The following is a 590-nucleotide window of genomic DNA, read 5'->3' as shown; positions in this document are numbered from 1 at the left end:
AGACGGCGGCGTCCGGGAGGTCATCTCCGTCCCAGGCCTGAAGCGCCTGCGTTGTAAGCGGCAGCGCTTTCCAAATTTCCCGGTCAGACACCGCCGTGTGTATGATTGACCCTATCGGAATAACTAGAAACAAAAGTAGGAAAATCATGAGGGGCGCCGCTGGAAGAGCAGCCCTGACTGCCCTCCGATTGTTGTCCCTCCTGATCGTCGAGCGAACGACGACATGAGCCGCCGGCGACGCTACCTGTGGCGCGGTATTGGTCTGCGTCATTACCAAGCCAACGTCGCCGTACGGCAGTGTCATCCAGGAGCTCCCGTGGTCAGAATTACTGGGAAATCCAGCTGGAGAAGCGGGCGTTCAGCGCGTCGCCGTTTTTTGCCCAGAATGATCCGTCCTGGGCCAAGGCGCCCTCGCTGTTTTGCGGGGCAGACGGCAAGTTCGGCAGTACGTCCTTGGCGACCAGATCGCTGGCTGCCTTTACGGTCGGCCCGTACGCGATGTGATTGCTCAAGGCAGCGTTAACGTCTGGCTTGACGCTGAAAGCGACGAAGTCTTTTGCAGTTGCCAGGTTCTTGGAGCCGGTCGGGAT

2 pseudogenes are annotated in these 590 nt (G+C 59.3%); both read right to left on the bottom strand.

Annotation, left to right across the window (positions count from 1 at the left end):
- Positions 1 to 304, bottom strand: a pseudogene (locus tag EN750_RS40195) (ABC transporter permease); the annotation flags it as partial.
- 22 nt (positions 305 to 326) lie between these two features.
- Positions 327 to 590: pseudogene (locus tag EN750_RS38035) on the bottom strand (ABC transporter substrate-binding protein); the annotation flags it as partial.

This window comes from Mesorhizobium sp. M7A.F.Ca.ET.027.03.2.1 (assembly GCF_003999175.1).
In the GTDB taxonomy this organism is placed as follows: domain Bacteria; phylum Pseudomonadota; class Alphaproteobacteria; order Rhizobiales; family Rhizobiaceae; genus Mesorhizobium.
The sequence above is the reverse complement of the archived record's forward strand: the minus strand, read 5'-3'. Positions and strand labels throughout refer to the sequence as shown.